General features: G+C 51.9%; 19 protein-coding genes, 1 pseudogene and 1 riboswitch. Of the genes and pseudogenes, 14 read left to right on the top strand and 6 right to left on the bottom strand.

Annotated features, from left to right (window positions below; all coding sequences use genetic code 11):
• The first annotated feature begins 88 nt into the window (after positions 1-88).
• The 6 genes from HPY52_13305 (at position 89) to HPY52_13280 (ending at position 6,617) form a co-directional block, all read left to right on the top strand.
• Positions 89-886, top strand: coding sequence for an ABC transporter ATP-binding protein (locus tag HPY52_13305; GenBank protein ID NPV81226.1), 798 nt, complete (start codon positions 89-91; stop codon positions 884-886).
• Positions 883-2,589 carry a hypothetical protein gene (locus tag HPY52_13300; GenBank protein ID NPV81225.1) on the top strand — a complete coding sequence of 569 codons (1,707 nt, stop codon included), beginning with the start codon at positions 883-885 and terminating at the stop codon, positions 2,587-2,589. The genes HPY52_13305 and HPY52_13300 overlap by 4 nt, the downstream gene beginning before the upstream one ends.
• Before the next feature lie 292 nt (positions 2,590-2,881).
• Positions 2,882-4,171, top strand: a complete 1,290-nt coding sequence (gene nagA / locus HPY52_13295) for an N-acetylglucosamine-6-phosphate deacetylase (protein NPV81224.1) — start codon at positions 2,882-2,884, stop codon at positions 4,169-4,171.
• Entirely contained in the window at positions 4,150-5,109 is a 960-nt protein-coding gene (locus HPY52_13290; GenBank protein ID NPV81223.1) for a phosphoglycerate dehydrogenase, read from the top strand. Before nagA ends, HPY52_13290 begins: the two co-directional genes overlap by 22 nt.
• 111 nt (positions 5,110-5,220) lie before the next feature.
• On the top strand, positions 5,221-6,174 hold the full coding sequence (locus HPY52_13285; protein ID NPV81222.1) for an amidohydrolase family protein: 954 nt from the start codon (positions 5,221-5,223) through the stop codon (positions 6,172-6,174).
• Complete coding sequence (locus HPY52_13280; GenBank protein NPV81221.1) at positions 6,063-6,617, top strand: amidohydrolase family protein; 555 nt, start codon at positions 6,063-6,065, stop codon at positions 6,615-6,617. Before HPY52_13285 ends, HPY52_13280 begins: the two co-directional genes overlap by 112 nt.
• Positions 6,618-6,628: 11 nt before the next feature.
• On the opposite strand, the gene thiL is transcribed toward HPY52_13280, so the two are convergent.
• From thiL to HPY52_13255, 5 genes and pseudogenes are all read right to left on the bottom strand, one after another.
• Positions 6,629-7,687, bottom strand: coding sequence for a thiamine-phosphate kinase (gene thiL, locus HPY52_13275; GenBank protein ID NPV81220.1), 1,059 nt, complete (start codon positions 7,685-7,687; stop codon positions 6,629-6,631).
• Positions 7,684-8,379 (bottom strand): thiamine phosphate synthase, encoded by a 696-nt coding sequence (gene thiE / locus HPY52_13270; GenBank protein ID NPV81219.1) that lies wholly within the window; start codon positions 8,377-8,379, stop codon positions 7,684-7,686. Before thiE ends, thiL begins: the two co-directional genes overlap by 4 nt.
• 30 nt (positions 8,380-8,409) lie before the next feature.
• A pseudogene (thiM, locus tag HPY52_13265) lies at positions 8,410-9,234 on the bottom strand (hydroxyethylthiazole kinase).
• Between the two features lie 74 nt (positions 9,235-9,308).
• Complete coding sequence (thiD, locus tag HPY52_13260) at positions 9,309-10,109, bottom strand: bifunctional hydroxymethylpyrimidine kinase/phosphomethylpyrimidine kinase (protein ID NPV81218.1); 801 nt, start codon at positions 10,107-10,109, stop codon at positions 9,309-9,311.
• Positions 10,110-10,315: 206 nt separating this feature from the next.
• Positions 10,316-10,437, bottom strand: a riboswitch (TPP riboswitch).
• A 47-nt stretch (positions 10,438-10,484) separates the two neighbouring features.
• Entirely contained in the window at positions 10,485-11,591 is a 1,107-nt protein-coding gene (locus HPY52_13255; protein NPV81217.1) for a DUF763 domain-containing protein, read from the bottom strand.
• 291 nt (positions 11,592-11,882) lie between these two features.
• On the opposite strand from HPY52_13255, the gene HPY52_13250 reads away from it, so the two are divergent.
• Positions 11,883-12,995 carry a DUF362 domain-containing protein gene (locus HPY52_13250; protein ID NPV81216.1) on the top strand — a complete coding sequence of 371 codons (1,113 nt, stop codon included), beginning with the start codon at positions 11,883-11,885 and terminating at the stop codon, positions 12,993-12,995.
• 193 nt (positions 12,996-13,188) lie between these two features.
• Here the strand turns inward: HPY52_13250 and HPY52_13245 are convergent, their stop codons facing one another.
• Positions 13,189-14,289 carry a hypothetical protein gene (locus HPY52_13245; protein NPV81215.1) on the bottom strand — a complete coding sequence of 367 codons (1,101 nt, stop codon included), beginning with the start codon at positions 14,287-14,289 and terminating at the stop codon, positions 13,189-13,191.
• Positions 14,290-14,687: 398 nt separating this feature from the next.
• Between HPY52_13245 and HPY52_13240 the strand changes: the two genes are divergently transcribed.
• The 7 genes from HPY52_13240 to HPY52_13210 all read left to right on the top strand — a co-directional run bounded on the left by HPY52_13240 (position 14,688) and on the right by HPY52_13210 (position 22,658).
• Positions 14,688-15,893 carry an anaerobic sulfatase maturase gene (locus HPY52_13240; GenBank protein NPV81214.1) on the top strand — a complete coding sequence of 402 codons (1,206 nt, stop codon included), beginning with the start codon at positions 14,688-14,690 and terminating at the stop codon, positions 15,891-15,893.
• Positions 15,894-16,128: 235 nt separating this feature from the next.
• Entirely contained in the window at positions 16,129-16,341 is a 213-nt protein-coding gene (locus tag HPY52_13235) for a 2-oxoisovalerate dehydrogenase (protein NPV81213.1), read from the top strand.
• Positions 16,338-16,604: a type II toxin-antitoxin system HicA family toxin gene (locus HPY52_13230; protein NPV81212.1), complete on the top strand. Its 267-nt coding sequence runs from the start codon at positions 16,338-16,340 to the stop codon at positions 16,602-16,604. Before HPY52_13235 ends, HPY52_13230 begins: the two co-directional genes overlap by 4 nt.
• Positions 16,605-17,081: 477 nt before the next feature.
• The gene (locus HPY52_13225) at positions 17,082-18,539 is read left to right on the top strand and encodes a sulfatase (GenBank protein ID NPV81211.1); all 1,458 of its coding nucleotides are present in this window, start codon (positions 17,082-17,084) and stop codon (positions 18,537-18,539) included.
• 46 nt (positions 18,540-18,585) lie between these two features.
• The gene (locus tag HPY52_13220; protein ID NPV81210.1) at positions 18,586-19,983 is read left to right on the top strand and encodes a sulfatase; all 1,398 of its coding nucleotides are present in this window, start codon (positions 18,586-18,588) and stop codon (positions 19,981-19,983) included.
• A gap of 285 nt (positions 19,984-20,268) precedes the next feature.
• Entirely contained in the window at positions 20,269-21,639 is a 1,371-nt protein-coding gene (locus HPY52_13215; GenBank protein ID NPV81209.1) for a sulfatase, read from the top strand.
• A gap of 167 nt (positions 21,640-21,806) precedes the next feature.
• On the top strand, positions 21,807-22,658 hold the full coding sequence (locus HPY52_13210; GenBank protein NPV81208.1) for a sulfatase-like hydrolase/transferase: 852 nt from the start codon (positions 21,807-21,809) through the stop codon (positions 22,656-22,658).
• Positions 22,659-22,714: the final 56 nt, after the last annotated feature.

The raw sequence follows: 22,714 nt of genomic DNA, 5'->3' as shown, positions 1-22,714 counted from the left end.
CTTTGCTGCATGTCGCCCTGTGATCCGGCCTTATGCGCTATCGCGTCGCATCTATTTGAAACGCGAGATTTGTGAGGGGGTCAACAGAGTGAGTCAGGCTTTTTTATTAAATCTACAGGGGGTTACCAAGACCTATCGCGGAGGCGCGCGACCTGCGGTTGATAGCCTTAACCTTGGAGTTAGACCAGGCGAGATCTTCGGCTTTCTTGGCCCTAATGGTGCTGGGAAAACCACTACTATAAAGATGATTGTGGGACTCCTGAGGCCTGATAAGGGGCGAATCACTCTGGACGGTCTTGACGTCGCGGAGGATTCGATTCGGGCTAAACGCCAGATCGGATATGTCCCCGATAATCCGGACCTATATGACAGGCTAACTGGTATCGAATATCTCAACTTCATTGCGGATGTGTTTGGCGTTTCAAAAGACGAAAGAAGGCGACGAATCCAGGATCTCGCGGATATGTTTGAATTGAGCGAGGCAATTACTGATATAATTCAGAGCTATTCACATGGTATGAAACAGAAATTGGCTCTCATGGGCGCCCTGATTCATGACCCCCGCCTCTTAATCCTGGACGAACCCATGGTAGGCCTTGATCCGCGGTCTTCTCACCTATTCAAAGAGCTTATGCGGAAGCACTGCGATCGTGGGAATGCAGTATTCTTTTCCACCCATATACTCGAGGTTGCAGAAAGGCTATGTGATAGAGTGGGCATCATCAACAAAGGGCGCCTTATTGCTTCCGGCACAATGGAAGAGCTTCGCGCCATGCACAAAACAAATAAGTCCCTCGAGGAGATTTTTCTTGAATTAACGGAAGAAGTGACGCTAGATGGTGGACTTAGGCTGCCTGAAGCGGGGAAAAGGGGCCAAAGCGGATGAGAAAGCGCCTTTTATCCTTGATTCTAACACAACTAAACATGAATTTCGGTATATCGCATTCACGTTATTATTACCTGAAAAAGCGCGAACGCCTATGGGAACCAATCCTCATTGCGCTTTCTATCGGTATCCTTGCCACCTTGTTGGCCATTGGGATCTTCGTATTTGCGTCCATGTATTATGATGCGGCCGCTGCCCTAGGGCAGGAGGGCCTGACCCTTATGCTCGGCATTCTGCTATCTCAGGTTATAGTGTTGATCTTAGGCTTTGTCCTGGTTATAGCAGTTTTCTATTTCTCGAATGATCTGCCTGTTTTGATCCCTCTTCCCTTCACGCCAGCGGAGGTGCTATTGGGAAAGTTTTCGGTGATCCTCGCAAATGAATATGTTGGACTTGCAGTATTTCTCATCCCCTTATTCATTGCCTATAGTGCCAAGGCTGGTACGAACACGTTTGCATATTGGTCAACGGCAATAGCGATTTTTCTCTCGCTTCCCATAATTCCACTGGCCATTGCCGCCATCCCGGCGATACTCCTGATGCGGTTTACAAACCTCTCTCGAAGAAAAGACGCTCTCGTCATGACTGGCGGCTTTCTATTCATTATCCTTGTAGTCGGGTTCCAGATTTTCATTCAGACAACGGCTCCGGCCCCCGGTGAAGAAAGCGAGTTCATGAGAAGGGTATTTTCAGCGGCCAATAACCTCGTGGACATCGTAGGGAGACAATTCCCGCCAAGTATATGGGCGACGAAGGCTATCGCAGCGGCAGGGACATTATCTGGCCTTTCCTACCTCATTCTTTTCCTCGGGATATCAGTATTGGGAATTGCAGTTCTTCTCGCGATAGGAAACAAGGTCTTCTATGAGGGGGTCCTCAGCGGCCTTGAGGCCGGAGTTCGAAGAAAAGGGAAGACCGCCGTCGATGGAATTTCTGCTGCAAGATATCGCGAGCATTCCCCATGTATAGCCCTCGCGATCACCGAGGCCCGGCTATTCCTCAGGACACCGGTCTTTGTGCTCAATGGTTTCGCTGGTTTTGTAATATTTCCGGTGATGATGGTTATGGCGGCTACGGTGGGCAAATCTGGGCTCGAGCAGCTTTGGAAGATATTATATTCTGTTCCTGATATAGGGGCGGTGGGCGCGCTCGTAGTCGGGGCCTATTTTCTTGTCATGGCGGCTATGTCTTCCATCCCGGTTACGACATTTTCGCGGGAAGGAATGAGGAATATATGGATTCCAATGAGCTTGCCCCTGAGCGGCAGGATGGTCGCGCTGGGCAAGGCGCTCGGAGCAGAGTGGATGATCATTCCGGGTGTCCTGCCTGGAGTTGTCGCTATTGAGTATGTTCTCAGACTTCCTCTATGGTCTTTATTGGTAGGTACTCTCATTGGCATGTTGGCGTCATTTAGTTTCTGTTTGTGGGGCGTAATTATAGACATGGTCCGTCCAATGTTAAATTGGAACGATCCCCAGAAGGCGGTGAAGTCGAACCTCAATACAATCCTGGGGATGCTGATGGGTCTTGTCATTGCCGCGATTTTGGGGTTTGCGGCGATAGAGGCTTTCGATGCGGGGTTCCCGGGTTGGGCAGTGGTGGTGGCAGTAATGTCAGTTGTCGTTGCCCTATCGGCTTTGACACTAAGGATTACCGGCATGATTGCCGACCATGTCTGGGATGCAGGTATCACACGGTTTTGATCGCCAGGCAGGAGTCTACCATTGAGTGGAGAATAGCTTTATATGATTTAAAAAGAAAGTTAAGAATGAGGAGACTGCTAATATTTCCCACGTTCTGTCAACGCAGCCTGGTTGAATCGCGTAAACTGCCGTCGCCCTCAGCCAGACTAGCAGCTGCTGAGGAAGTTCAACAGTCTCGATGAGGTTAGCTTGACCAGGTCGCCTAGTCTAGGATATTGTTGATAGGGCGAAAGAATGCCCGGGACTTGGGTGGGCGCGGAATCTAAATGACTTACCTAGTGGGGGGTTCGCGATGGCGGAGAAGCCTATATGTTTAATAAACACGGTAGCCATTACTCCAGAACGTTTGATAAAGGACGGGGCGATATGGATAGATGGTGGGAAGATCCAGTATGTAGGCGCGACCGATGAGGTTGGACGCCAGTTAGGATTGAATAATATTGAATCCAACATAGGGCCCGGGGATAAGGTTGAAATCATCGATTGCCATGGGTTATATGCCGCGCCTGGCTTCATTGATATGCATGTTCATGGGGGCGGTGGGGTAGACCTAATGGACGGCACAGCAGACGCCATTCTCACTATGGCGGCGAGCCATGCGCGCTTCGGGACGACTGCCCTTGTGCCCACCACCCTTACTAGTTCAATGGAAGATCTCTTTGAAACGCTGGATAACATGAAAAAGGCGTGCCGCCTCCAGCCAGGCAAAGACTATCCCGGGGCGAGAATCCTAGGTGTGCACCTTGAGGGCCCATATTTTTCCCTTGAGATGTGTGGGGCCCAGGATCCACGCTACATAAAGAATCCAGTTGCCGAGGAATATATGCGGATCCTTGATTATTCCGATAATATAGTGCGGGTTTCAGCTGCGCCTGAGCTTCCCAATGCCCTCGATCTCGGCCGGGAGCTTCGCAGGAGGGGTATTCTTGCCTCAATCGGGCATTCTGACGCTATCTTTGATCAGGTTCTCGAGGCCGTAGAATCAGGTTATAGCCATGTGACGCACCTTTATTCAGGAATGTCCACCGTCCGGCGGATCGATGCATTTCGATATGCGGGAGTGGTGGAGGCAGCCTTGCTCATTGACGAACTGACTGTGGAGGTTATCGCCGATGGCAAGCACCTTCCTGCTTCCCTTTTGCAGTTGGCATATAAATGCAAGGGGCCCGATCGGCTGGCCTTAGTTACCGATGCCATGAGGGCAGCAGGGATGCCGGAGGGCGTCTATATACTTGGTAGCCTCAAGGATGGTCAGAAAGTGGTTGTGGAGGACGGCGTAGCTAAGCTTCCCGATCGAAGTGCTTTTGCAGGGAGTGTAGCCACTACAGATCGGCTGGTAAGGACAATGGTTGAAATGGCGGAGATTCCTCTCAGGGATGCAATAACGATGATGACTTCGACGCCTGCCAGAATCCTTGGCATATCTGACCGGAAAGGGAAAATCGCGGTGGGGATGGACGCAGATATAGTTTTGTTCGATGAGAACATCAACGTCAAAATGACGATGGTAGAGGGCAACATGGTGCATATTTGTGATGAAATCGAAAGGGGCAGAACGCTATGCGCTACAAGGTGCTCGTGACACCTAGATCCTTTGGCGAAGGTTCTGACGAGCCTATCCGGATTATGGAAGACGCAGGGTGTGAAGTCATCAGGATGAAGCCTCAAGGGCGCCTACTGCAGGAAGAAGAGCTTGCTTCTCTGGTCGGAGAATGCGATGGAATGATTGTAGGACTCGATCCGGTATCAGAAAAAGTGATCACCTCGGGGAAGAGGCTCAAAGTCATATCAAAATATGGAGTCGGACTGGATAATGTTGATCTTGAGGCGGCAAAGGCGAGAGGGATCATTGTTACATATACGCCTGGCGCAAATACTGAGGCAGTGGCGGATCTGGCCTTCGGTTTGATGCTGGCCTGCGCCCGGAACATACCACTAGCTGATCGAAAGGTCCGGTCTGGGCAGTGGCAGAAGATCACGGGTTCCTCAGTCTGGGGCAAGACTTTGGGCGTGATAGGCACCGGCCGCATTGGGCGAGCCGTGGTCAGGAGAGCTTCGGGATTTGACATGAGAATCTTGTGTCATGATGAACAAGAAGATCCAGCGCTGATCTCGGCATACCATGTCGAATATGTGCAGCTAGACGAACTCTTTCGCCAGTCTGACTATGTAACCCTGCATATTCCCCTTACCGAGAGGACGCAGAATTTTATTGGGGCTGACGAGCTTTCTATCATGAAAAAGACGGCTTACCTTATCAATACAGCGCGTGGAGAGCTTGTAGATGAGGAAGCACTCTACCAGGCCCTTATCAGTGGGAAGATCGCGGGAGCTGGGCTGGATGTATTTCAACAAGAGCCTCCAACAGGCTCAAAGATTTTGGGGCTTGAGAATGTAGTCCTTGCCCCCCACATGGGCGCGCATACAGCTGAATCCATCATCAATATGAGTATCATGGCTTCCCGCAATCTAGTTGCCGCCCTCAGAGGGGAAAGGCCGGAGGCAACTGTCGTATCTTAAGCGTTAGGTGATCCTGACCATAGAAGGGGTTTTTGTGTCTTTTCAAAAATCCAGTCGGTTATCCCATGTACAAATGTGGGGATCTGTAAAAGTCTGGAGGCGATTTGTAAGATGCGGCCCTCAACCAGAGTCCCTGCTGATGAGGTTGTTGATTACCTTATAACCGGCGCAATAGTTCTCACCCTTGATCCAAAGGGCACGGTTTATCGCCCTGGCGCTGTAGCAATCAAGGGGGATGAAATCGTCTTCACCGGTCCTGATAGCGAGGTGGGGAGCCGGTTTTCCGCGAAGCAGATCATAGATGGTAGGGGAAAGGTCCTGATGCCGGGCCTCATCAACGCACACTCCCACATGGCCATGGCCACAATGAGGGGCATAACACATGGCGCGCCTGATGTGATCTACAATATTATGTGGCCGGTAGAGAAGGCATTGAGAGAAGAGGACATTTACGACCTTGCCATGCTTGGGGTGGTGGAAAGTCTTAAAGCAGGCACCACTTGTCTTGTGGATCACTACTTTTTTATGGAACAGATAGCCCAGGCGTGTATCGATGGCGGTATCCGCGGAGTTCTGGGGCATACGGTGATGAATTCAGATGGGCCATTTACAGGGGATGAAGAATTCGAAAGGGCATTCGATTTTGTTGAAAGATGGAGGAATAGACACCCTTTGATAACTCCCTGGTTCGCCCCGCACGCGCCGGATACCGTGTGGCCGGAACATCTCCGAAAACTGGGAGAGGCAGCGGAGAAGCTCGGCGTGGGCATTCATCTTCACCTGGCACAGTCCCGTAGGGAAGTAGAGGCGGTGCGGGAGCGCTACGGAAGGACCCCTGTAGAACAGGCAGATTCATGCGGCATCCTCAGACCAGGCACTGTTGCCGCTCACTGCATTTACCTTTCAGAGCATGATATCGACATCCTTTCCGACCGGGGCGCTACTGCCATATTTTGCCCGACCGTCCTGCAAATACTGGAAAAGCCTGCAGGGCTTCGCACCTCATTAGAAAGGGGGTCAGGGTCGGCCTCGGCACGGATTGCGCTTCAAATAACGATGATATGAATATGCTCGAGGAATTGAGGATGGCTGTGGCTGTTCAGAACCTGTTGGAGGAGGATCCAGGGGCGCTCAGCGCAGGCCAGGCTCTTCGTATGGCGACTGTGACTAATTCACGGGCGATTCTGCAATCTGACAGGCTCGGGATGATCGCCCCAGGGCGACAGGCGGACCTGGTGTTAATAGATACGCAAAGCGCTCGCTGGACCCCGCTGGTGGACGTTGAAGCCAATCTGGTTTACTGTGGGTCAGAAAGAGATGTCGATATGGTTTTTGTGGCAGGACGGCTCGTCGTTTCAGGAGGCAGAATCCTTACCGTAGATGAACGGGAAGTCATAAGGCGCGGCGAAGCGGCCTGCCGCCGGATATATGAAAGGGCAGGCGTACAGATGGATTTTGTTCGAGGGTCATTCCCCCATTTTGATCATAGCTCACCTGGGGCGGATTAATGTCTTACCCATTATCTATTTGCAAAATGGTTGTAGCCTGCAGGCGGCAGTTCTCTGTATGTGCCGTCTCTATCCAGTAGTGCCACACCCTTACTCTTTTCACAGATCCTGCCGATTACCAGTAACTCCTTCTTTGCGACCTCAAGGGCCTGTTTCACCTTTTCTATTCCGGATTCGCGAAAGGTGAATATGAGTTCATAATCCTCGCCGCCGAAAAGCGCCCAATCAAGAGGGTCGCGGCCGAGCACCGCTCCGGCTCTAAGGGCGGCCTGGCTGATGGGGAGAGAATTCGCGCGCACTATAGCACCTTTTCCACTTTCCTCAGCTATATGGTTGACCTCACTGGCCACGCCATCGCTTATATCAATCATAGCTGTGACCATTCCTGTGCTGGCCAGGAGTTGGCCGGCTTCCACCTGCGGGATTGGTTCAAGATGGGCCTTGATCAATTCCTCGGCCCATGGAGGTTGCACCCGGTCGGACTCAGGTTCGCCATACGCCACTTCCAAAGCCGGTTTTTCGCGGGATTCTTCTCTGGATTTGCTCAAAAGCCAGGCAAGGCCTGCCGCAGATGAACCTACATGTCCGGTGACGGCGATAAGATCCCCTTCTTTTGCGCCGGAACGGGTTATAGGATTTTTTGCCTCTCCGATGACGGCCACATCAATCACCGTGGCCTCGGGGGATCTCACTGTGTCGCCGCCCACTATTTCGACGCCAAAACGGTTTCCTATCGTTGTGAGACCCTCATAGATCTCATGAATATATGCGTCATCAGCTTTTGAATTGAGTCCTATCGAAACAAGAGCATAAAGGGGGGTTCCACCCATGGCGGCGATGTCGCTTATATTGACCGCCAGTGCCTTCCATCCGAGCTGCCATGGCGAGATAATACCAGATATAAAATGGATATCTTCAACAAGCATATCAATACATGCCAGGAGAGTCCCTGAAGGCCGGGGCAAGATTGCTGCGTCGTCACCAATACCAAGGATGGCTCTTGGATGATTGGGTTTCACCTGGGCCTTTATACGCTTGATCAGCTCAAACTCGCCGCCTGCGATTTTCATGGAGTCCTATCCCCCCTGACATCCCCCACGGTTAAAGCTGGTGAGCCTTCCCACGTGGATTTTGTGATTCTATCTACAATTGCGCGGAGGTCCCTTGCAGCGCCTTCTATGTCATCAGCGGCCACTACGGCAGAAACCACCGCGATTCCTGTAACTCCTGTATTCAATACCTGTTCTGCATTATCCTTTGATATGCCGCCTATGGCCACCACGGGGAGGGAAGTGCTTTTCACTATGCGAGAAAGCCCCTCCAAGCCTAGCGGAGGCACTGAGATATATTTCTTGGTTCCGGTGGGAAATACCGCTGATGTGCCCAGGTAATCCGCCCCCTTCTCCTGGGCGGCCTGCGCCTGCTCCACATTATAGATAGTTACCCCCAGGATCTTGCTTGGACCGAGAATCTGTCGCGCGATTTCTATTGGAATGTCCTCTTGTCCGATGTGCGCGCCATCGGCGTTGACAGCTATAGCTACATCCACACGATCATTTACAATGAAAAGAACGTCCGCGGCTGCGGTGATCTCCCTGAGTCTTGAACCCACCTCGATCATCCGGCTTGTGTCCCAGTCCTTTGCTCTGAATTGTATCGCTGTAGCGCCTCCAGCTATGGCTGATCTTACTACTTCCTCTTCACTCCTGCCCCGGGCAAGCTCATGATCGGTTACGACATACAGTCTGAGTTGGCGCCTCACCCGGGCCGATGTATCGTGTTCGAGCGTCGCCCGGATTCCTCGGGATAACGTGGCAGAGTCAAGGTTGTAAATGCTATCAAAGAGCGCGGCCTGGAATGTACCGGGGCCGAAGCTTCGCGAAGCCGCTTCCTCTGCTGCATATCCATAGCAAGCGAGGGCAGCCGCGGCGGCAAGGAGCATATCCTTTTCAACGGCGGCAAATGCTGCTACAACTGAGGTGGCCATGCATCCGGTCCCAGTCACGAGTCGTAGCATCGGGTGCCCATTTCTTACAATGGCCACGCGCTTGCCATCGCTTATGTAATCCTCAGGCCCAGTGACGGCCACAACGCATCCCAATTTCCGCGCAGTCTCCGTGGCAAGAATCCTTTTATCGCGATGTCCCTCGACTGAATCCACGCCCCTTATGATCCCGCCGAATCCGCCAACTTGTGATACCTCTGCCTCGTTTCCTCTAAGGATAGATATTTTCACCTCAGAGAGAATCTTATCCACGCTCTTTGTTCTAAGAGGAGTAGCACCGGCACCTACTGGATCTAGAATTACGGGGATTCCCTTTGCGTTGGCTGCCTTGCCTGCCAGAATCATGGCATCTACTTGTCCCGGCGTGAGGGTTCCAATATTTAGGACCAATGCTCTGGCGGCAGCAGCCATATCTTGGACTTCTTCTGCTGCATCAGCCATGACCGGGGAGGCTCCTATAGCAAGGGTGACATTTGCCGTGACATTGGTCACCACGAGGTTGGTCATATGGTGTATCAGCGGAACTTCATTTCTGACCCTTTCAAGAATCTGAGGGGCCAGGTCATTTATAGATCGGAAATCGTCTATAGATCGGAAATTGACTGTAGGCATCGCGATCCCTCCAATATCGTTCACTCGCCCATACATTGTTCGAAATGGGCGGGCATCGGCCAATTCGCCATGTATCAAACGCTGTTTGTAGGCCTCCGGTAATAGAAATGATTTACAGGTCCATGACCATGTCCTAGCGACAAAGAATTTGCTATCGCCCAGGTGATGAATTCCTTCGCTTTTAGAAGGGCATCTACCACTGTTGCGCCAAGTGCAAGATATGCCGTGATCGCCGCAGAGAAAGTACAGCCCGTGCCGTGGGTATTCTTAGTCTGATATCTTCGGCTCGAGATTTCAATGAATTCCTCCCCATTATAGGCCAGGTCGATGGCTTCCCCCTCCATGTGACCACCCTTTACCACGACCCATTGGGGGCCTAGATCCTTGATTTGCATGGCTGCCCGCCGCATATCAGCCGGTGCGACAATGCGGAATCCTGTGATCTCCTCGGCTTCAGGAATGTTTGGAGTAACTACAGTAGCAAGAGGAAATAGTTGTTTGACAAGGGCCTCCTTGGCCTGTGGCTCTAATAAGGAAACTCTAGTCTTACTGACCATTACAGGATCTATCACCAACTTAGGTATAGAATGTTGCCTTATGGCTTGCGCAACCGCATGGATAATATCTGCATTTGCCAGCATTCCAGTCTTGGCGGCTGACAGAGAGAAATCTGTGGCTACGGCATCTATCTGAGCCGTCACAAACGATGGCTCAAGGACATGGATGCCAGGGACACCTACCGTATTCTGGGCGGTTATGGCAGTGAGCGCTGAGGTTCCAAAGACCCCGAGGGATGTGAACGTTTTGATATCAGCCTGGATGCCCGCGCCTCCCCCACTATCTGAGCCGGCAATCGTCAGCGCCACAGGCGCCACTTCACGCTCAGTCCTGTCGAATTCGGTGATTTCATATTTCAAGAGAATCGCCTCCTGGGATAGACCTTTTCAGGAAGCTGGCCATAAATAAAAGCCGTGGAGCGTAGAGCCCACGGCCGGAAAAGCCTTCGTCTCCTGGATCAAAGATCACGCCGCCGTAAACCGCCGGCGAGATGGCAGAGATCCAGAAACCTCGAAGAAATCTCCAAATATATGCAACCGCTTCCCTACGTTGGCATTACCCAAATCAGGTTCAATGGGTCCGGGCAGATGCCCGTCTCAGCCAGCCGGGCCCTCATGGCCAGGCAAAGCGCCCCAATGGTTCAATTGTCTATCTGCTGATCCTTGATTTCCATTTTAGCGTGAGGTCATACTCTAGTCAACGGTCATAGGTGCATTCCCGTGGTTTTCCACGGTTCCTCCCTGCCATGCTGCAAGTCTCTTGAGCGCTTTCAGCTTGTCGGTTTGTCCCAGCTTAGCTTTCCTCAGCGCATCCTCAAGGACATGAATAGACCGGTCGTAGTCAGTTTTATTGACAGGGAAGGGATGTCCGTCTTTACCTCCATGCGCGAAGGAATACCTGACAGGGTCCCTGCGACTTGCCTTCGCCCCATAAGTCACCTCGGCAACCATTGCCAGTGCCCTGATGGTTGCCGGCCCGACTCCAGGTAGTGACAGCAAGGTTTCAAAATCTTCGGGTTGATGTTCGTAGGCCAATCTGAGGGTCTTCTCGAGCCGGGTCGTCCCTGGGATCGCATGGTCTGAAGGAAGAGTCAATACCTTTTTCACCTCCTGGATGACGACTCTCGTTTCTTCCTTAGCGATCGACGTTGACGCCTGGCGAGCCCTTTCACTTTCAAGGGCCACCATATTGAGCGCTTCCCCTATATGGTCACACGAAATGCCCGCGTGGGGCTCGCGAACGAAGTCGAAATCAGTGGAGATCCTGCCGATCCAGTGATAGCGCCTTGCCCAGCCGGTGGCATCATTCATGCCTTGCTGAATTACAGCCCATCCGCCGTCCGTTGTGAAAACGAACAGATGATGATATATGTCATATCCGTCCTGCAGGGCCGCAGAATCTACCTTAGCCGCCATTCTACTGGCATATTGGAGATTGATGAATTCCGAGGGCAGGCCATGTTTCTCACATGCTTCCGCAATCTCCGCCGGCGTTTTCCGGGAGGTTGCGCCTTTGCCGCCTGCGAAGAAGATGCCAAGATGGCCTTCGCGGGGGCGCAGCCCTTCCTTCAGGGCTCCGCACACAGTGGTCGTGATGCCAGATGAATGCCAATCAAAGCCAAGGACGCATCCGAACGCTTGGAACCAAATTGGATCGGAAAGACGCCGGAGGACCTCCTGCGGGCCGAATTCCTCCACGATGATTTCAATTATAGCGGCCCCCAGCGCTTTCATTCGCGAGAAGAGCCAGGCCGGGCACTTGCCGGAATGCAACGGGAGATTAGCTACGCCGCTTCGCACACAGGATCCCTTCTTTCTTCTATTACTGAGCGTAGCACAAGATGGATCTGGGAGCAAGGTGGCAACAGTATAAGCAGTCTCTACTTTCAATTGGTTGACTGAGAAGATGGGTGACCTGCGTGTATAGGGCGTGTAAAGCCTGGGATAAGGGCTTGCAGGAGTCTCATTGGGGAATAGCGAATAAACCAGAGTTCAGAAGGAAATCAACCTAATGTGGAAGGGAGCGAAAGTCTGGCCGGGGAACAGGCCGATTTGGTTGCCTATGATCCTCCCCGGACCAGGCGATTGAAATTGACCAGCGATGTATATTTCTCGAATATGCGCACTCGAAGCGGCAGAAATCTGCTGGATAAGGTAAGCACGTTATATGATCGGGCTGGATTCGGGAAGCTCATTGAGAAAGGAGATTTTGTCGCCATAAAGATCCATGTGGGCGAGCCGGGTAATCTGGCTTACATTCAGCCTCCGGTAGTCCGCGTGATTGTGGAAAAAGTGAAGGCAAGCGGGGGCAAGCCTTTTCTTACAGATGCAAACACGCTTTATGTAGGATGCCGTTCCAACGCCGTTGACCATGCGATATCTGCCATCCAGAATGGATTCAGTTTCGCCACGGTGGGCGCCCCATTTGTGGTTGCGGACGGGCTGCACGGTCACAGCACTGTCAAGGTACCGATAAATGCGCCCAGGGTGAAAGAGGCTCGCATCGGCGCCGCCATTGCCGAGGCTGATGCAATGATAGTCTTGAGCCATTTCAAAGGACATGAAGCAGCTGGGTTCGGCGGTGCGATAAAGAATACGGGAATGGGTTCCGCATCTCGCGCCGGCAAACAGGAGCAGCACTCGAGCGTGAAGCCGGAGGTTGATGTGGCTAAATGCCGGATGTGCGGGCGCTGTGTCAGGTGGTGCCCTGCAGGGGCGATATCTTTTGAGCCCGGGCATCCCGCCAGGATTGATCATTCCAAGTGCATCGGCTGCGCCGAGTGTACCATTAGCTGTCTGGATGAGGCCATAGGGGTGAACTGGACGGATGCCGAGGTTGGTGGTTTTCAGGAGCGCATGGCGGAGTATGCTTATGCCGTGGTAAGCACAAAGAAAGAGAAGTGCGGGTTTATGAATTTCGTCATGAATGTCTCTCCAGACTGCGATTGCGCTCCATGGAACGATACGCCCATAGTCCCCAACCTGGGAGTCCTGGCATCCACTGATCCAGTTGCTATTGACCAGGCCAGCGTGGACCTGGTCAATTCAGCGCCGGGCATGCCTGACAGCAGGCTTGGCGATTCCTTGGATAGCCGGGATAAATTCGGTTCCATCCATAGAGGCGTTGATTGGAGTATTCAGTTGGCTCACGGCGAGAAAATAGGCCTTGGCACGAGACAATACAGGCTCATCGAGGTAAGGTAGATGCTGCGCCATCAAGGTGGTCCCCCGCGCCGCCAAGGTGGCACCATCAAAGAAAGAATGAAAATGGCGGTCGCCTATTTTAAAACTAGCAGAGATGGTCAAGTCCGGAGTTGGGAGGACACCACCATGTCAGCGCGGTCGCTGGATGCGTGGCGCGCATGGCGGGCAGTCCGGCTATATTCAACATATCTGGCTACACTAATTCCCCTACCAGTTCCCCGACCAGGCGAACCCGCTCGATATCTCCATTGGGCGGGATTTCATCTGAGATTCCCAGAACAAGACGAGGATAAAAGAGATCTACGGTTCGCTTCACATGAGCGATGAGATCTTCCACCGGATAGGAGGGCAGGAAATAGACTGCCGGGACGCCATCGAGCAGCACCATGTCTCCCATCGCATTCTTGATTTCATCAATAGTCACATCCCCTTGGGGTTCTGGGGTTGCAGCCTCGATTCCATCCCAGGGACAGTCACGCAAATACGGGAGGAGAGGCTTCATTGCACCATCGATGTGAATATGGACGAACTTGCCCGCGGCATGTAGTTCATTTGTCCGCATGCGATAATAAGGAATGAGATGCCTCTGCCAGATTGATGGGGGATCCATGTGCGCGTCGATATTCTCTCCAAAATTTAGGATCATGGTGGGGCATTCCCGCAATATCTTATACATCATGTCATCTGCCTCGGTTGCCACCCCGACATAGTGTTCTATCACATCGGGGTGGTCGGCCATCATATAGATTGTGTTCTCAAACCCCATATTCTCAATGAATAAGCCCTGGATGGGAGAACGACGAAAATAGAACTGTGGCGCTCCACGCGAGCCGACGCGCGCCAGGTCCTTTTCATAAGATGTCTGATCCCAATACCATTCTTCATCTTGGAGGATGAATTCCATCACCCGGAAATCCTCGGGTCGTTTGAGCTTATATTCCACGTTGTATGCTGACAACTGCCATTCATCGTAGTGGATGACTTCCGTCAGTGTGCCTACAGGCGTCTCCCAGAAACGCCGGAGGTTCTTTTCATCCTCCCATTTGCTCGTCACCTTGACATTCTTATGTCGGACGCGAAGACCGTTGCAGAAATATCGTATCGACGCGTGGCAGTAATCATACACTTCAATAAGATCGAGATCCTTCAGGTGGTCGGGCAGTGTCCCGCGCTTCTTGTTGACTTGATACCAAAACTCCAGCCTCGGCTGCCAGAGGACTTTCCCGGGCTCATCCCCCCGAAAAATCGCAAGATTCATCTCTTGAAAGCTAAATTCATGGCCTTTTGCTGGCATTGATTCTCCCCCTTAGAATAAAAGGTCAAGAGATTCCCTCCGGCAACTCCTTGATTCCCACCGGTTGGCCGCTGGCAATTGACCTGTCCACGGCAATGTCGACTCTCCAACTTGGCCTCAGCTGTGAGATCATTATCATCCATTTGTTTCGGCGAGGCAGTGGATTTTCCTGCAATAGTTGCCAAAATCCGTGCATGGCCCCACCCCGGCAGCATGGGCGTTTGGAAAGGTGGGTGTCCATGGAAGGAGTTTGGCGGATAAAGTTGAATACATTTGCATGGGCGATGAATCAATTAAATTAGGCGGGCCTGTGAGTTGGCTCTATGGCGAAGCTAAGCAGAGGTGAGGGATAAGAAACGAGCATCAGATATGCTTCCAGGGACCTGGGCTTCAACGTAATGGCAAAGCCGATAGGTCCAATCTGTAATCTAGATTGCGTATATTGCTATTATCGCGAGAAAGAGGGGTTATATCCTAAGGTCGGGGATTTCCGAATGTCGCCGGAGGTCCTTGAATCCTTCATCAAGCAATACATCGAGGCTCAAGATGATATACCGGAGATCAATTTTGCCTGGCAGGGCGGTGAGCCTACCCTGCTTGGAGTAGAGTTCTTTGAAAAGGCCGTGGAACTGGAGCGCAAATACTGTCCTGAGGGGAAGATAATCCATAATGCTTTTCAGACGAACGGGCTTCTATTAGATGATGAATGGGGGAAATTCCTGAAGAGGCACAACTTTCTTGTGGGCATCAGCATAGATGGCCCGCAGCATTTGCATGATTCCCTCCGTGTAGGTAGATCGGGTGCCCCTAGTTTCGACCGGGTAATGCACGGCCTCGAGGTCTTGAAGAGGCACCAAGTGGAATTTAACGCCCTTGTAGCCGTGAATCGTATAAACGCTGATCACCCCCTAGAAGTTTATCATTTTCTCAAGGATCAGGGCGTGAAATTCATGCAATTCATCCCCATAGTGAGGAGGATACCCTGGACCAAAGGGGCTACAGCAGGAGAGTTTCAAAATGAAACCAGAGGCCATATCCCATCAGTCAGTGTCACGGTTTCCACAAGGCGAGTTCACTCGAAAAAGGATGGCGAGGTAACTCCTGAATCAGTGGATCCTGTTCAATATGGTCGTTTCCTATGCGAGATATTTGATGAGTGGGTAAGCCACGATGTGGGCAGATATTTCGTGCAGATTTTTGAAGTGGCTCTCGGAATCTGGCTCGGTCTGGGGTCAACATTGTGTGTTCACGCCGAAACATGCGGTCGCGCCCTTGTGCTGGAGCATAATGGGGATCTCTTCTCATGCGATCACTTCGTATATCCACAATATAAACTTGGGAATATTCTGAAGACTCCTCTCAGGCGTCTGGTCAACTCTGATCGTCAGGCGGCTTTTGGCCTCGCTAAAAAGAAAGCCTTGCCTCGATGCTGTCTTGAATGTGCAGTCCGGTTTGCCTGTAACGGCGGGTGCTTGAAGGATCGCTTTGCGCAGTCAGAAGATGGGAGTGAGGGGCTGAACTACCTTTGTGCCGGGTATAAGCTCTTTTTCAACCATATTGCGCCGCGAATGAGGGACTTGGCCAGAGAAATTCGTTTATCGTAAGTAGGCGCCCATGCCGACACGTGCACCATTAGAATGATGAAAATAGTGGTGGCTCATATCGATGAAACACAAAGACTCGAATTCAATGCAGGACCTCTTTAAAAAGGTCCCTGATGTGGTACTATAGAACTAGCTAAACCTATCATTGTATTACAGGCGTCCGGCAGCAACCAGAAACGGCATTGCAAGAAGGTTAAAGGCATCATTTCATTAGAATCTAAGGAGGTAGAGTCTGATGGAGGATAGAGAGGTATTCTTCTTAGTGGAGGAATCGGCTGAAGGAGGCTATGAGGCTCGGGCACTGGGTTACTCCATTTTCACCGCAGGCGACACTCTAGAGGACCTCAGGGAGGCAGTGCGCGATGCCGTCCGCTGTCATTTTGACGAAAAAAACCTACCTCGCATAATTCGTTTGCACTTTGTGAAGGAAGAAGTCATTGCTGTATGAAAATTCCTAGAAATGTATCGGGGGAGCAACTGGCCCAACTCCTTACCCTATATGGCTATCGAATCACGCGGCAAACCGGGAGTCACATGCGCCTCACCACTATCCTTAGAGGAGAGCATCACGTCACCATTCCTCGCCATAATCCTTTACGAATTGGCACCCTCAGCGGAGTCCTCAGTGATGTTGCCGTGCATCTAAAAGTGAGTAAAGAAGAACTTGTTAGAGAGTTGTTCAAGGGTTACCAAGCTTCATCCAAGAAATAGACCCCACTACTTCTATAGTCCTGCGCGCCAGCGCGAGGTTGGAGAGGTTTCGGGATCTCAAAAGACCGCATCTCATTAGCTACGGCATCCAGGAAACAAGGACCGCTTTACGTAGGCAGATGGTGGGAGTAGGAGACTGAACTACCTCTGCGCCGGGTATAAGCTCTTCTTCAACCATGTTGCTCCATGAATGAGGGACTTAGCTTGAGGAATTCGTATACAGTAAGGGCGGGCTTTTATCTTTTCTATGGAGTTGGGGCACTTTGATTCCCTTATGTGAGGCGTTCGATTTTTCACATTGTCAGGGATTTGTGAATTCACTCGGGAGGAGATCTGCAAGTCAGGTAGAATATATTTATGCGATGAACCAATTAATCTCGGGTTTACCTCGGGTTCGGGGAAGAGGGGGGATCAGAAGCTTGGTTTGTGATTTTAGCGACAGCCATCCGAAAGGTAGAAAGGAGACGTGTTGTCGGAGTGCGCATTCTTTACATTGATATAGACACCTTAAGACCGGACCATTTAGGCTGCTATGGCTATCCGCGCAATACTTCCCCAAATATCGATCTTATAGCCTCCGAAGGGATCCGTTTTACCAATTGTTACGCTTCAGATGTTCCGTGTTTGCCTTCTCGCACAGCATTTTTCTCGACAGGGCGTTTTGGTATTCATACTGGTGTCGTCGGACACGGCGGCACAGCCGCGGACTTGATCCTTCAGGGAGAATCAAGAGGTTTCGGAGTGTCGGAGGACCGCATCTCATTAGCTATGGCGCTCAGGAAACTCGGTTTCTACACCGTATCGGTCAGTCCGTTTGCTGAAAGGCATGCGGCATGGCATTTTTATCAGGGATTCAATGAGATGCATAACACGGGCAAGAGGGGAGGAGAGCGAGCGGATGAAGTGGCTCCCATAGCGTTGGAATGGATCAAGAATAACGGCCGTAAAGACAACTGGTTTCTTCATGTAAACATGTGGGATCCGCATACCCCTTATCGAACGCCCCTAGAATATGGGAATCCCTTCGAGAAGGACCCACCTCCCAGCTGGCTCACCGAAGAAGTGATTCGCCAGCAGTACAACAGCTATGGGCCGATGAGCGCTCATGAGGTAAGGGGATGGGGCAGCAGGCAGCTATTGCCGCGTGAGGTCCCTGAAATAACCTCTATTCAGGATTTTAAGCGATGTATCGACGGTTATGACACGGGAATTCGATACGCAGACGAATATGTAGGAAAGATCCTGCAGGCTCTTGACGAGCAAGGGGTATTAGATGAAACCATTATCATTGTCAGTTCTGACCACGGCGAAAATCTGGGTGAGCTTAATGTCTATGGCGATCACCAGACAGCGGATTATATCACCTGTCGTGTTCCTCTCATAATTCGGTGGCCTGGCCTGACAAAAGGCGGGGTTGATTCTGCGCTTCACTATCAGCTGGACCTTGCGCCCACTCTCATAGAATTATTAGGTGGAACTGCTCCCACGTTGTGGGATGGAAGGAGCTTTGCTTCGAGCCTGCGAACCGGCGAAGAGAATGGACGGGACTACCTCGTGGTCAGCCAGTGCGCGTGGAGCTGCCAGAGAGGAGTCCGCTTTGGCCCATGGATCTTGATAAGAACATACCACGATGGACTAAAGGATTTCCCGCCGCTTATGCTTTTCAATGTTGAGGAAGATCCCCATGAGACGCAAAATCTAGCTGGAGAGCGTCCAGATATCGTCAACCAGGGCTTGGCATATCTGGAGCTTTGGCATGGTGACATGATGGCCAGCTCTGAGGTCCAACAAGATCCCATGTGGACTGTGATCCGCGAGGGAGGGCCTTACCATGTGCGGGGGAATTTTCTTGCGGAATATTGCAAGAGGCTGCGGGAGACCGGGCGGGGGTATCATGCGGATAAATTAGAGAGTCAATATGGGGGGACCAGATAACATTCCAGAGTTACCGGGATCATTGAAACCGGGAGGAGCATCAAAGATGAATATCATACTTGTAATCTTCGATACGCTACGTAAGGATCACGTCGGGGCCTATGGCAATGATTGGATTCAGACACCGAATCTGGACGCATTTGCGAGAGAAGCTACTGTGTTCACCAGGGCCTATCCTGAGTCATTGCCTACCTTGCCAGTGCGTAGGGCCCTGCATACGGGAAAGCGGACTTATCCATTTCGCGGCCATAGGGATTACAAGGGAGATTTCAGCGGAGCGCCCGGCTGGGGACCGATTCCTGAAGAGCAAGATACCCTGGCTGAGATCCTGAGCCAACATGGTTACCGTTCAGCCTTCATCACTGACACCTATCATCAATTCAAGCCGTCGAAGAATTTCCATCGAGGATTTGATGAATGGATATGGGTCCGTGGCCAGGAGACGGATCCTTACAAGACCGGTCCGCGGGTGGCGGATGCGGAGATTAGCTGTCATATGAACCACCCGCTTGACGATGACCCCAGGTTGGCGCGGTTCCTAAGAAAGTACCTTACCAACAATGCATATCGGATAACTGAAACCGATTACTATCCTGCCCGGGTGTTTATGGAAGCATCCCGGTGGTTGGTCGATAATCAGGATGCTGAGAAATTCTTGCTAGTGGTTGACTCTTTTGACCCTCACGAGCCATGGGATCCTCCGCCAGCTTATCGGCGACTTTACGACCCCGACGACGATGTTGCGGATGTTATACAATCCCTCTATGCCCCTTGGAAGGGCCGTCTTTCGCCCAGGGAGGTCAAGCGCCTCCAGGCCAATTACGCCGGCGAGGTAACCCTGGTTGATCGCTGGTTTGGTTATTTCATGGAGACTCTTAGACTGACAGGTCGTCTTGAGGACACGGTCGTGGCAGTCATCAGCGATCATGGCCATAACCTCGGGCATGACCCGGGCGACAAGGGGCTAATTAGCAAACAGGGCCATCCCATGACAAAAGCAGTAGCTGATTTGGTGCTGATGGTCCGGCACCCCAAAGGTGAAGGGGCCGGCACCACCTGTGACAAATTGGTCTATAACTATGACCTGACGACTACCTTATTGAAAATGGTAGGAGTTGAGCCGGATCAAAAAATGGACGGGATTGATTTTTGGCCAGCGGTCCTCTCCTCTGAAGTTCCCACTCGCTACTATGTGACTATAGCTTGGGGTCCGCTCATAACTGTCATAGATGATCAATGGTGGTTCAACGCCAACATATGGGGAGAGGGGGCGCTATTATACGCTTATAATGATGATCCAAATCTGCAGCTCAACCTTGCCGCTGAATGCCCCGACATCTGCCGGAGGATGTTGGACCGCGCCATTGAAGACGCGGGCGGGGAAATCCCTTTAGAATTCGCCAACTATAGGACTAAGCCTGGATGCACCCCTTATCTTGATTGACGATATGCTCATCGATCCGAGAGGGTGAGCTCCATGGCCAGAAGAAAATCCGGGCTGAAAAGCAGAATCTGATTTTAGAATATAGAGATATAGCTGACCTACTTGAACTCACCCTCAGGCGCTTTGCCGAGGAACTTATAGAAAGAATATGCCGAGGTAGTCATCCATGCCGCCTTTTAGGTGAGACCTCCATGCCGTCCTCTCGGCGGTGTCATCACAGCGGCAGTCCATTTCCGAGCTAGACTCCCATGCCGCCATGGCGGCGACATTGGGAGGGTGAAAATAATGGCGACTCATTCTTGGGGTAAGGAGGAAAGGTCCTTGACGTCAAGTCAATCAAATCATCAGCTTCCAAACATATTGATGATAATAACTCATGATACAGGCCGGCATCTTGGATGTTATGGGAGGAAAGTAGATACCCCCAACCTCGATAGGTTGGCAGAGGAGGGGGCGCGTTTTGATTCATATTTCTGCCCTGCTCCGCAGTGTAGTCCAAGTCGGGGGAGCATCCTCACCGGACGATATCCACATATAAATGGGCTCATGGGACTCGCGCACCTGGGCTTCGGCCTCAATCCGGGAGAGAAGACACTACCCATGTTTCTCAGAGAGGCAGGATATGATACATACCTATTTGGTTTCCAGCATGAAGCCCAGGATCCCGCTTCATTGGGGTATGATCACATAGCGCAGGTCAAATGGGACCACCGGGCTCAGACTGTAGCGCCGCAGGTAGTCGATTTCCTAAGAAACTGGAGGAAAGAAACCCCCTTCTTTGCCATGGTGGGCTTCACTGAGACACATCGTCCTTTTGACAGGCCATGGTATACTTCGGATGACCCGGATCGCGTGGAAGTCCCGCCATATTTGCCGGATCTGCCTGACATACGCCGGGATATCGCTGAATTTCAAGGAACCGTGCGGGCGGCGGATGACGGTGTTGGACTCATATTGGAGGCATTGGACACGAGGGAACTCGCTGAAAATACCCTTGTCATTTATACCACCGACCACGGGATTGCGTTCCCGCGGGCGAAGGGTACGCTTTATGATCCCGGGCTCGAGACAGCGCTTCTCATGCGATGGCCGGGGAATATAAGGCCTGGTAGCGTATATCGAGAGCTTCTATGCAACATAGACCTCCTTCCTACTCTCCTGGATATAGCCTGCATTCGAGCCCCGGAAAATCTCGACGGACGTTCCTTCTTGCCGCTCCTCAGGGGACTTCCATACGCAGGCCGGGAGCGCCTTTTCTGCGAACTCACATGGCATGATCTTTATCGCCCAATGAGGGGTATAAGAACCCGGCGCTACAAGTTCATAAGACATTTCACTCAGGCCTGTGGCATCTATATCCCCTTGGACATTCACCAGGGACTTTCAGGCCGGGCCGTGCGCCAGGAATTCTATAGCAGGCCATATGTCCAGGAAGAGCTATATGATCTGGACAAGGATCCACTTGAGATGGAGAATCTCATCGGCGATCCCGCCTACCAGGAGACTGTGCAGGAACTCCGGCAGGTTCTTGAGCAATGGATGCGCCAGACTGATGATCCGCTGCTCTCAGGGCATATCCGGGGGCAGGAGGCGCCTGGATGGGAAGAGGAACGGGCTCTCGGGAATTTGCCGCGGGAAGCGTACTTCGAAGGATAAATGCAGTTTCTTCTTGAACATGTGCGACTTCATATTCCTGGCGTGTGGTAGACGCGGCATGACCAGCGAGATGAGGGATTACTTAGCGGTTCCCGGCCCTCGGGTAATAGGGCCTCGAACTTTATTAAGCCGTTCATTACCGTCTGCCAGGCTATGAGACTAATGCCTTGACGGATATCTTCATCAAATACCTTAGAGAACGGGGAGAGGAGTCCAGGAAAGGGACCGGGAAGCCCTTTTTCGCGGTTCTTTCTGTGCAGCCCCCTCATGATCCCTACGTGGCGCCGCCGGAATGGATGGCACGTCATACGCCTGGTCAAGTGATATTGCGCCCTAATGTTCCCAATGTACCTTGGGTAGTTGAACAGGCTCGGCGCGAGCTGGCAGGCTATTATTCGATGATAGAGAATCTGGATTGGAATCTGGGGCGTATTCGCCAGGCGCTCGAGGAGGAAGGATTGTCATGGAATACCTACATAGTCTTTTTCAGCGATCATGGCGACCTTCATGGATCTCATGGCCAATTCCGTAAGACAGCCCCGTGGGAAGAGGCAATCAGCATACCTTTCATCATCGGAGGGGGACGGCCGTTTTATTATATGAAGCGCGGTCGGCATCCTATCCCACTAAACCATGTTGATATCGCGCCTACGACCCTTGGTTTGTGCGGCATCGATAAACCTGCTTGGATGCAGGGCCAAGATTATTCGGGTTATGTGACGCGAGGGCGCGCTGTCCCAGAAGAACCAGATTCCGCATATCTTCAGCTATGTGTGCCTACATGGCACGGGGATAGCGTCGATCGCGTTTGGCGTGGCATAGTGACGCATGATGGATGGAAATACATCGTGCTGGAAGGGCAGCCCTGGCTGATGTTCAACCTGAACGAAGACCCCTATGAGCAGGTAAATTTGGCCCACAATACCCGGTTTCGCCATGAACGGAAAAGGCTTCAAGATCGCCTTGAGGAATGGGTCCATGCTACAGGAGATGAATTCGCGCTTCCGCCGCTCGAATAGAAACCCACTCTGAAAAATGTGCGCTACGGTTTTCATCCTTCGTTGGTGCCGGCTAA

It is taken from the genome of Bacillota bacterium, from assembly GCA_013178415.1.
GTDB lineage: Bacteria > Bacillota > SHA-98 > Ch115 > Ch115 > Ch115.
Note: the sequence above shows the minus strand (reverse complement) of the source record. Positions and strands in the feature narration are given on the sequence as shown.

Coding starts and splice junctions, on each gene's coding strand:
- HPY52_13215 (NPV81209.1), top strand. CDS start 20,269: ATGGCGACTCATTCTTGGGGTAAGGAGGAAAGGTCCTTGACGTCAAGT.
- HPY52_13285 (NPV81222.1), top strand. CDS start 5,221: ATGCGGCCCTCAACCAGAGTCCCTGCTGATGAGGTTGTTGATTACCTT.
- HPY52_13240 (NPV81214.1), top strand. CDS start 14,688: ATGGCAAAGCCGATAGGTCCAATCTGTAATCTAGATTGCGTATATTGC.
- HPY52_13300 (NPV81225.1), top strand. CDS start 883: ATGAGAAAGCGCCTTTTATCCTTGATTCTAACACAACTAAACATGAAT.
- thiL (NPV81220.1), bottom strand. CDS start 7,687: ATGAAAATCGCAGGCGGCGAGTTTGAGCTGATCAAGCGTATAAAGGCC.
- HPY52_13235 (NPV81213.1), top strand. CDS start 16,129: ATGGAGGATAGAGAGGTATTCTTCTTAGTGGAGGAATCGGCTGAAGGA.
- HPY52_13230 (NPV81212.1), top strand. CDS start 16,338: ATGAAAATTCCTAGAAATGTATCGGGGGAGCAACTGGCCCAACTCCTT.
- HPY52_13220 (NPV81210.1), top strand. CDS start 18,586: ATGAATATCATACTTGTAATCTTCGATACGCTACGTAAGGATCACGTC.
- HPY52_13290 (NPV81223.1), top strand. CDS start 4,150: ATGCGCTACAAGGTGCTCGTGACACCTAGATCCTTTGGCGAAGGTTCT.
- HPY52_13245 (NPV81215.1), bottom strand. CDS start 14,289: ATGCCAGCAAAAGGCCATGAATTTAGCTTTCAAGAGATGAATCTTGCG.
- nagA (NPV81224.1), top strand. CDS start 2,882: ATGGCGGAGAAGCCTATATGTTTAATAAACACGGTAGCCATTACTCCA.